The 10,000-nt window shown below is 45.8% G+C and carries 7 protein-coding genes and 1 rRNA gene (1 of these 8 cut by a window edge); all 8 read left to right on the forward strand.

Features of this window, described 5'->3' with window-relative positions:
- Complete coding sequence (gene dnaA, locus ACKTRM_RS00005) at positions 1-1,341, forward strand: chromosomal replication initiator protein DnaA (protein WP_007409908.1); 1,341 nt, start codon at positions 1-3, stop codon at positions 1,339-1,341.
- A gap of 184 nt (positions 1,342-1,525) precedes the next feature.
- Positions 1,526-2,662 (forward strand): DNA polymerase III subunit beta, encoded by a 1,137-nt coding sequence (gene dnaN / locus ACKTRM_RS00010; protein WP_007409909.1) that lies wholly within the window; start codon positions 1,526-1,528, stop codon positions 2,660-2,662.
- A 134-nt stretch (positions 2,663-2,796) separates the two neighbouring features.
- A complete protein-coding gene (gene rlbA / locus ACKTRM_RS00015) occupies positions 2,797-3,012 on the forward strand; it encodes a ribosome maturation protein RlbA (RefSeq protein WP_004392910.1) in 216 nt (71 codons plus the stop codon).
- A 15-nt stretch (positions 3,013-3,027) separates the two neighbouring features.
- Positions 3,028-4,140: a DNA replication/repair protein RecF gene (recF, locus tag ACKTRM_RS00020; protein WP_007409910.1), complete on the forward strand. Its 1,113-nt coding sequence runs from the start codon at positions 3,028-3,030 to the stop codon at positions 4,138-4,140.
- Between the two features lie 17 nt (positions 4,141-4,157).
- Positions 4,158-4,403, forward strand: a complete 246-nt coding sequence (gene remB, locus ACKTRM_RS00025; protein ID WP_004392908.1) for an extracellular matrix regulator RemB — start codon at positions 4,158-4,160, stop codon at positions 4,401-4,403.
- A 56-nt stretch (positions 4,404-4,459) separates the two neighbouring features.
- Positions 4,460-6,376: a DNA topoisomerase (ATP-hydrolyzing) subunit B gene (gyrB, locus tag ACKTRM_RS00030; RefSeq protein WP_011996153.1), complete on the forward strand. Its 1,917-nt coding sequence runs from the start codon at positions 4,460-4,462 to the stop codon at positions 6,374-6,376.
- A gap of 215 nt (positions 6,377-6,591) precedes the next feature.
- Positions 6,592-9,051 (forward strand): DNA gyrase subunit A, encoded by a 2,460-nt coding sequence (gene gyrA, locus ACKTRM_RS00035; RefSeq protein WP_023356657.1) that lies wholly within the window; start codon positions 6,592-6,594, stop codon positions 9,049-9,051.
- A gap of 298 nt (positions 9,052-9,349) precedes the next feature.
- Positions 9,350-10,000 (forward strand): 16S ribosomal RNA (locus ACKTRM_RS00040) (it continues 899 nt past the right edge of the window).

Below are 10,000 nucleotides of genomic sequence, written 5' to 3' on the forward strand. Positions count from 1 at the left end.
ATGGAGAATATATTGGATCTTTGGAATCAAGCTCTAGCTCAAATTGAGAAAAAGCTAAGCAAACCGAGTTTCGAAACTTGGATGAAGTCGACGAAAGCCCATTCGCTGCAAGGGGATACCTTAACCATCACCGCTCCCAATGAATTTGCCAGAGACTGGCTGGAGTCCAGGTACTTACATCTCATTGCAGATACCATATACGAATTAACCGGGGAAGAATTGAGCGTCAAATTTGTCATTCCTCAAAATCAGGACGAAGAAAACTTTTTACCGAAACCGCAAGTGAAAAAAGCGGCAAAAGAGGAACCGTCTGATTTTCCCCAAAGCATGCTCAACCCGAAATATACATTCGACACATTCGTCATCGGATCGGGAAACCGATTCGCCCATGCAGCATCACTGGCTGTGGCGGAAGCACCCGCTAAAGCGTACAACCCTTTATTTATATACGGGGGAGTCGGCTTAGGAAAAACCCACTTAATGCACGCGATCGGCCATTATGTCATTGATCATAATCCTTCAGCCAAAGTGGTGTACCTGTCTTCTGAAAAATTCACAAATGAATTCATCAACTCAATCCGCGATAATAAAGCCGTTGATTTCCGCAACCGCTACCGGAACGTTGATGTACTTTTGATAGATGATATTCAATTTTTAGCCGGAAAAGAACAAACACAGGAAGAGTTTTTCCATACATTCAACACGCTTCATGAAGAAAGCAAACAAATCGTGATTTCCAGCGACAGACCGCCGAAAGAGATCCCGACCCTTGAAGACCGCCTGCGTTCGCGGTTCGAATGGGGATTGATTACGGATATCACACCGCCGGATCTGGAAACGCGGATTGCCATCCTGAGAAAAAAAGCGAAGGCGGAAGGTCTTGATATTCCGAACGAGGTCATGCTTTACATCGCGAATCAGATTGACAGCAACATCCGCGAACTGGAAGGGGCATTAATCCGGGTTGTCGCCTATTCATCCTTAATCAATAAAGACATTAACGCAGACCTGGCTGCAGAAGCATTGAAAGATATTATTCCGTCTTCTAAGCCGAAGGTCATTACGATAAAAGAGATTCAGCGGATTGTCGGACAGCAGTTCAACATTAAGCTTGAAGATTTCAAAGCGAAAAAGCGCACGAAATCCGTGGCGTTCCCAAGACAAATTGCGATGTATCTTTCAAGAGAAATGACGGATTCTTCTTTGCCTAAAATCGGGGAAGAATTTGGCGGCAGAGACCATACAACCGTCATTCACGCCCATGAAAAGATTTCAAAACTGCTGATTGATGACGAGCAGCTTCAGCAGCAGGTGAAAGAAATAAAAGAACTGCTTAAATAATAGTGCCCTCGGATGAATCGGGGAAAGTGTGAATAACTTTTTCATAGCCATACACAGTCTGTCCACATGTGGGTAGGCTGTGTTTCCTGTCTTTTTCACAACTTATCCACAAATCCACAGGCCCTACTATTACTACTGCTATTTTTAAAATATATTAATTATATTATCCGTTAGGAGGATAAACATGAAATTTACGATTCAAAAAGATCGTTTAGTCGAAAGTGTACAAGACGTTCTAAAAGCCGTTTCATCCAGAACCACAATTCCCATTCTCACCGGTATTAAGATCGTCGCCTCAGATGAAGGAGTATCTTTCACAGGAAGTGACTCTGATATTTCAATCGAGTCATTCATTCCGAAAGAAGATGATGATAAAGAAATCGTGACGATCGATCAGCCGGGAAGTATCGTGCTGCAAGCGCGTTTCTTCAGCGAAATCGTTAAAAAACTGCCGATGGCGACTGTTGAAATCGAAGTTCAAAATCAATATTTAACGATTATCCGTTCCGGAAAAGCCGAATTTAATTTAAACGGCCTTGATGCAGATGAATATCCGCATCTGCCGCAAATCGAAGAGCATCACGCCATTCAGATTCCGACGGATCTTTTGAAAAACCTGATTCGCCAAACCGTGTTCGCTGTGTCCGCCTCAGAAACACGCCCTATCTTGACAGGTGTAAACTGGAAAGTCGAAAACGGTGAATTATTATGCACTGCCACGGATAGCCACCGACTTGCTTTAAGAAAGGCGAAGCTTGATATTCCGGAAGACAGCTCTTATAACGTGGTCATTCCCGGGAAAAGCTTAACCGAGCTGAGCAAAATTCTTGATGACAACCAAGAACTGGTTGATATCGTCATTACAGAAACTCAAGTTCTGTTCAAAGCGAAAAACGTATTGTTCTTCTCAAGATTGCTTGACGGAAACTATCCGGACACGACCAGCTTAATTCCGCAGGAAAGCAAAACGGAAATCGTCGTGAACACGAAGGAGTTTTTACAGGCGATAGACCGTGCTTCTTTATTGGCGAGAGAAGGCCGCAACAACGTTGTAAAGCTTTCTGCCAAACCGGCGGATTCGCTGGAGATTTCATCAAATTCTCCGGAAATCGGGAAAGTGGTCGAAGCTGTGCTGGCTGACCAGATTGACGGCGAGGAATTAAATATTTCATTCAGTCCAAAATATATGATGGACGCACTGAAAGTACTTGAAGGAGCGGACATCCGTATCAGCTTTACGGGAGCGATGAGACCGTTTCTTATCCGTACGCCGAATGATGAAACCATCGTTCAGCTCATCCTTCCGGTCAGAACGTATTAATCAAACAGAATGTGCTGCCGGCTTAGTTCGGCAGCTTTTCTATTCATCAGCCGCTCCCTCAAGTTTTCCCTTTCCTTATTTCAGGATTTTTTAGTACAATTAGATATTAGTGATATTTGAAAGAGGTCGATAATATGGCAAATCCGATTTCGATTGATACAGAAATGATTACGCTTGGCCAGTTTTTAAAATTAGCCGATGTGATTCAGTCCGGCGGCATGGCGAAGTGGTTTCTGAGCGAGCATGAGGTGACTGTCAACAATGAACCTGACAATCGCCGCGGCAGAAAGCTTTACGTTGGAGACGTGGTCGCGATTGAAGGATTTGGTTCATTTCAAGTCGTCAATTAAAGCGGGTGACAGCGGTTGTATATCCAAAATTTAGAATTAACATCCTACCGTAATTATGAGCGCGCTGAGCTTCAATTCGAAAACAAGGTGAATGTGATCATCGGGGAAAATGCCCAAGGCAAAACCAATCTGATGGAAGCCATCTATGTCCTTTCGATGGCAAAATCACACCGCACCTCAAATGACAAAGAACTTATACGGTGGGACGAAGACTATGCTAAAATAGAAGGAAGAGTGATGAAGCGAAACGGGGACATCCCGATGCAGCTTGTCATCTCCAAAAAAGGTAAAAAGGGCAAGGTCAATCATATAGAGCAGCAAAAACTCAGTCAGTATGTCGGAGCGCTGAACACCATTATGTTTGCCCCTGAGGATTTAAATCTCGTCAAAGGAAGCCCTCAGGTGAGGAGGAGATTTCTCGATATGGAGATCGGGCAGGTTTCTGCCGTTTATCTGTATGATTTATCTCTTTATCAAAAAATCCTTTCACAGCGGAATCATTTTCTGAAACAGCTGCAAAGCCGGAAACAGACTGACCGGACCATGCTTGACGTTCTCACTGATCAGCTGATTGAAGCAGCCGCAAAAGTTGTCGCCAAACGTCTGCAGTTTACGGCGCAGCTTGAAAAATGGGCGCAGCCGATCCATTCCGGCATTTCCCGGGGACTTGAAGAACTGACGCTTAAGTATCACACGGCGCTTGATGTATCAGATCCCAAAGATTTGTCGAAAATAGGTAACAGCTACCAGGAGTCTTTTTCGAAATTAAAAGAAAAAGAAATAGAACGAGGCGTCACATTATTCGGACCGCATCGGGATGATGTCCTTTTTTATGTGAACGGACGCGATGTGCAGACGTACGGTTCGCAGGGACAGCAGCGTACGACGGCTTTGTCTTTGAAGCTGGCCGAAATAGATTTGATTCATGAAGAAATCGGAGAATACCCCATTTTACTTTTGGATGATGTACTAAGCGAGCTGGATGATTACCGACAGTCCCATTTGCTTCATACGATCCAAGGCCGTGTGCAGACATTTGTCACCACGACAAGCGTGGATGGCATTGACCACGATACCTTACATCAAGCAGGAATGTTCCGTGTGGAAAACGGTACGTTAGTGAAGTGAAGAAATGAGGTGAGCGATTGTATATTCATTTAGGTGACGACTTTGTCGTTTCAACACGCGATATCGTCGGCATTTTTGACTGCAAGGTCAATGTATCGCCGATTGTTGAAGAATTTCTGGACAGACAGAAAGAAAAAGTAGTGCCGTCCGTAAACGGCACGCCAAAGTCTATCGTAGTCACGACTGAGAATATATATTACTCTCCCTTATCTTCCGGCACACTGAAGAAACGTGCGCAATTTATGTTAGAAATAGATTCTTAGCGGATCTTTACAATGAATATATCGTTTAAGAAAAGTGTAGGTGAATGTGCATGGCTATGGAACAGCAGCAAAATAGTTATGATGAGAATCAGATACAGGTATTAGAAGGTTTGGAAGCTGTTCGAAAGAGACCGGGGATGTACATCGGATCAACTAACAGCAAAGGCCTTCACCACTTGGTGTGGGAAATCGTCGACAACAGTATTGACGAAGCCCTGGCCGGTTATTGTACAGATATTAACATCGAGATTGAAAAAGATAACAGCATTACCGTTAAGGACAACGGGCGCGGAATTCCGGTCGGTATCCAGGAGAAGATGGGCCGCCCTGCGGTTGAAGTTATCATGACCGTTCTCCACGCCGGCGGTAAATTTGACGGAAGCGGATATAAAGTATCCGGCGGTCTTCACGGTGTAGGGGCGTCCGTCGTAAACGCCTTGTCGACCACTCTTGACGTTACGGTTCATCGTGACGGAAAAATCCACTATCAGGCGTACGAGCGCGGTGTACCTGTGGCTGATCTTGAAGTGATCGGTGATACTGATAAGACCGGAACGATTACGCACTTCGTTCCGGATCCGGAAATCTTCAAAGAAACAATCGTATACGACTATGATCTGCTTTCAAACCGTGTCCGGGAATTGGCCTTCCTGACAAAAGGCGTAAACATCACGATTGAAGACAAACGTGAAGGACAAGAACGGAAAAACGAGTACCACTACGAAGGCGGAATCAAAAGCTATGTTGAGTACTTAAACCGTTCCAAAGAAGTCGTTCATGAAGAGCCGATTTATATCGAAGGCGAGAAAGACGGCATAACGGTTGAAGTTGCGTTGCAATACAACGACAGCTATACAAGCAACATTTATTCTTTCACAAATAACATCAACACATACGAAGGCGGGACGCACGAAGCCGGATTTAAAACCGGTCTGACCCGTGTCATAAACGACTATGCAAGAAGAAAAGGGATTTTCAAAGAAAATGATCCGAATTTAAGCGGGGATGATGTGAGAGAAGGGCTGACTGCCATTATTTCAATTAAGCACCCTGATCCGCAATTCGAAGGGCAGACGAAAACGAAGCTCGGCAACTCCGAAGCGAGAACGATCACTGATACGCTGTTTTCTTCTGCGCTGGAAACATTCCTTCTTGAAAATCCGGACTCAGCCCGCAAAATCGTTGAAAAAGGTTTAATGGCCGCAAGAGCGCGGATGGCAGCGAAAAAAGCGCGGGAATTGACCCGCCGCAAAAGTGCGCTTGAGATTTCCAATCTGCCGGGCAAACTGGCGGACTGTTCTTCTAAAGATCCGAGCATTTCCGAGCTGTATATCGTAGAGGGTGACTCTGCGGGCGGATCAGCGAAACAGGGACGGGACCGTCATTTCCAAGCCATTCTGCCGCTGCGCGGTAAGATTCTGAACGTTGAGAAAGCCAGACTTGATAAAATTCTCTCAAACAATGAGGTCAGATCAATGATCACGGCCCTCGGAACAGGAATCGGAGAAGATTTTAATCTTGAAAAAGCGCGTTATCATAAAGTGGTCATCATGACGGATGCCGATGTTGACGGCGCCCACATCAGAACGCTTTTATTAACGTTCTTCTACAGATACATGCGGGAAATCATCGAAAACGGCTATGTCTACATTGCCCAGCCGCCGCTTTATAAAGTGCAGCAGGGAAAACGGGTGGAATACGCTTATAACGATAAGCAGCTTGATGAGCTGTTAAAAGAGCTTCCGCAATCACCTAAGCCCGGCCTCCAGCGTTATAAAGGTCTTGGAGAAATGAACGCGACTCAGCTTTGGGAAACGACAATGGACCCTGCGACCAGAACGCTTCTGCAAGTCAATCTTGAAGATGCAATGGACGCTGACGAGACTTTTGAAATGCTGATGGGTGACAAAGTAGAACCGCGGAGAAACTTCATAGAAGCAAACGCCAGATACGTGAAAAATCTTGATATTTAACCAAGAAAGCCTTATTTTCGTTAAGAAATAAGGCTTTTTTCTCAAAGCGGCTTCTAAAGCCTCTGAAAACCCGCAAAACCCGTATATTCTACTAAATTAATGTGTATAAACACAAGTTTATTGATATAATGGAGAATAGTGAAATCGTATTGAAGATCATAATGGACAATCTACTCCCACATTATTTCATGTGATACTTCAGGGAGGTTTTTTTAATGAGTGAACAAAACACACCACAAGTACGTGAAGTCAATATCAGTCAGGAAATGCGGACATCCTTCCTGGACTATGCAATGAGCGTTATCGTATCCCGGGCGCTTCCGGATGTGCGTGACGGTCTGAAGCCGGTTCACAGGCGGATTTTGTACGCAATGAATGATTTAGGCATGACCAGTGACAAACCATATAAAAAATCTGCCCGTATCGTCGGTGAAGTTATCGGTAAGTACCACCCGCACGGTGACTCAGCGGTTTACGAATCAATGGTCAGAATGGCGCAGGATTTTAACTACCGCTACATGCTTGTTGACGGACACGGCAACTTCGGTTCGGTTGACGGCGACTCAGCGGCCGCGATGCGTTACACAGAAGCGAGAATGTCAAAAATCGCAATGGAAATCCTCCGGGATATTACGAAAGATACGATTGATTATCAAGATAACTATGACGGCGCAGAAAGAGAACCTGTCGTCATGCCTTCGAGATTTCCGAATCTGCTCGTAAACGGAGCTGCCGGTATTGCGGTCGGAATGGCGACAAATATTCCTCCGCATCAGCTTGGGGAAGTCATTGAAGGCGTGCTTGCCGTAAGCGAGAATCCTGAGATTACAAACCAGGAGCTGATGGAATACATCCCGGGCCCGGATTTTCCGACTGCAGGTCAGATTTTGGGCCGGAGCGGCATCCGCAAGGCATATGAATCCGGACGGGGATCAATCACAATCCGGGCTAAGGCTGAAATCGAAGAGACATCATCGGGAAAAGAAAGAATTATTGTCACAGAACTTCCTTATCAGGTGAACAAAGCGAGATTAATTGAAAAAATCGCAGATCTTGTCCGGGACAAAAAAATCGAAGGAATTACGGATCTGCGAGACGAATCCGACCGTAACGGAATGAGAATCGTCATTGAGATCCGCCGTGACGCCAATGCTCACGTCATTTTGAATAACCTGTACAAACAAACGGCCCTGCAGACGTCTTTCGGAATCAACCTGCTGGCGCTCGTTGACGGACAGCCGAAGGTACTAAGCCTGAAACAATGTCTGGAGCATTATCTTGATCACCAAAAGGTTGTGATCCGGCGCAGAACGGCTTACGAACTCCGCAAAGCGGAAGCGAGAGCTCACATTCTGGAAGGTTTAAGAATTGCTCTCGATCATTTAGATGCCGTTATTTCTCTTATCCGCAATTCCCAGACGGCTGAAATTGCGAGAACAGGTTTGATCGAACAATTCTCACTGACTGAAAAACAAGCGCAAGCCATTCTGGATATGCGCCTTCAGCGATTAACCGGTCTGGAGCGCGAAAAGATTGAAGAGGAATATCAATCACTTGTTGCGCTTATCGCCGAGCTGAAAGATATTTTAGCCAATGAAGCAAGAGTTCTTGAGATCATTCGTGAAGAGCTCAATGAAATCAAAGAGCGTTTCAATGATGAGAGACGCACTGAAATCGTGACGTCCGGTCTTGAAACAATTGAAGATGAAGATCTTATCGAGAGAGAAAATATCGTCATCACACTGACCCATAACGGCTATGTTAAACGGCTCCCAGCGTCCACATACCGCAGCCAAAAACGGGGCGGAAAAGGCGTACAGGGAATGGGAACGAATGAAGATGACTTTGTGGAACATTTAATTTCCACATCAACGCACGATACGATCCTGTTCTTCTCTAATAAAGGGAAGGTATACCGTTCTAAAGGATATGAAATCCCTGAATACGGCCGTACGGCAAAAGGCATTCCGATTATTAACCTTCTGGAGGTTGAAAAAGGCGAATGGATTAATGCCATTATTCCGGTCAGCACGTTTGATGAGGAGCAATACCTCTTCTTTACGACCAAACAAGGGGTGTCGAAACGTACGGCACTGTCCCAGTTTGCGAATATACGGAATAACGGGCTGATCGCCCTAGGTCTCCGGGAAGACGATGAACTGATGGCCGTCCGCCTGACTGACGGCAAGAAACAAATCATCATCGGAACGAAGAACGGTTTGCTGATCCGTTTCCCTGAAGAAGATGTAAGACAAATGGGACGCACAGCTGCGGGTGTTAAAGGCATCACGCTGACAGACGATGATGTTGTGGTAGGCATGGAGATTCTTGAAGAAGACTCCCACGTCCTCATAGTGACAGAAAACGGCTACGGCAAACGCACACCGGCTTCAGAATACAGAGTTCAAAGCCGGGGCGGAAAAGGCCTTAAAACATGTAAAATCACTGACAGCAACGGTCCGTTAGTAACCGTGAAAGCAACAAAAGGCGAAGAGGACTTAATGATTATTACGGCAAGCGGCGTGTTAATCAGAATGGATATTAATGATATCTCCACTACGGGACGCGTAACACAAGGCGTCCGTCTGATCCGCATGTCTGATCAAGAGCATGTAGCCACTGTGGCGCTTGTGGAAAAGAATGAAGAAGAGCCGGAAGAAACGGAAGAAGTATAAACGCAAAAGCGCAGCTGTAACAGGCTGCGCTTTTACTATATAAAGAAATGAAAAAAAGCTTTGACACATAGTGATGATGCTGATATAATCATTTTTGTTGTCTTTTTAATAGAAAGGCAAGCCTAGCGAAAATATTTTTTAAAAAAGTATTGACCTAGCAAACTGAAAATGTTATGATTAAGAGGTCGCTTCGAGAGAAGCAACAAAGTTCTTTGAAAACTAAACAAGACAAAACGTACCTGTTAATTCAAAGTTTTAAATAAATCGCACAGCGATGTGCGTAGTCAGTCAAACTACTTTATCGGAGAGTTTGATCCTGGCTCAGGACGAACGCTGGCGGCGTGCCTAATACATGCAAGTCGAGCGGACAGATGGGAGCTTGCTCCCTGATGTTAGCGGCGGACGGGTGAGTAACACGTGGGTAACCTGCCTGTAAGACTGGGATAACTCCGGGAAACCGGGGCTAATACCGGATGGTTGTCTGGACCGCATGGTTCAGACATAAAAGGTGGCTTCGGCTACCACTTACAGATGGACCCGCGGCGCATTAGCTAGTTGGTGAGGTAACGGCTCACCAAGGCGACGATGCGTAGCCGACCTGAGAGGGTGATCGGCCACACTGGGACTGAGACACGGCCCAGACTCCTACGGGAGGCAGCAGTAGGGAATCTTCCGCAATGGACGAAAGTCTGACGGAGCAACGCCGCGTGAGTGATGAAGGTTTTCGGATCGTAAAGCTCTGTTGTTAGGGAAGAACAAGTGCCGTTCAAATAGGGCGGCACCTTGACGGTACCTAACCAGAAAGCCACGGCTAACTACGTGCCAGCAGCCGCGGTAATACGTAGGTGGCAAGCGTTGTCCGGAATTATTGGGCGTAAAGGGCTCGCAGGCGGTTTCTTAAGTCTGATGTGAAAGCCCCCGGCTCAACCGGGGAGGGTCATTGGAAACT

This window comes from Bacillus sp. D7-8, assembly GCF_052055895.1.
In the GTDB taxonomy this organism is placed as follows: Bacteria; Bacillota; Bacilli; order Bacillales; family Bacillaceae; genus Bacillus; species Bacillus velezensis.

Bases quoted from the DNA above. Each gene is read 5' to 3' on its own strand.
- gyrA (WP_023356657.1), top strand. From the start codon at position 6,592: ATGAGTGAACAAAACACACCACAAGTACGTGAAGTCAATATCAGTCAG.
- dnaA (WP_007409908.1), top strand. From the start codon at position 1: ATGGAGAATATATTGGATCTTTGGAATCAAGCTCTAGCTCAAATTGAG.
- gyrB (WP_011996153.1), top strand. From the start codon at position 4,460: ATGGAACAGCAGCAAAATAGTTATGATGAGAATCAGATACAGGTATTA.
- dnaN (WP_007409909.1), top strand. From the start codon at position 1,526: ATGAAATTTACGATTCAAAAAGATCGTTTAGTCGAAAGTGTACAAGAC.
- rlbA (WP_004392910.1), top strand. From the start codon at position 2,797: ATGGCAAATCCGATTTCGATTGATACAGAAATGATTACGCTTGGCCAG.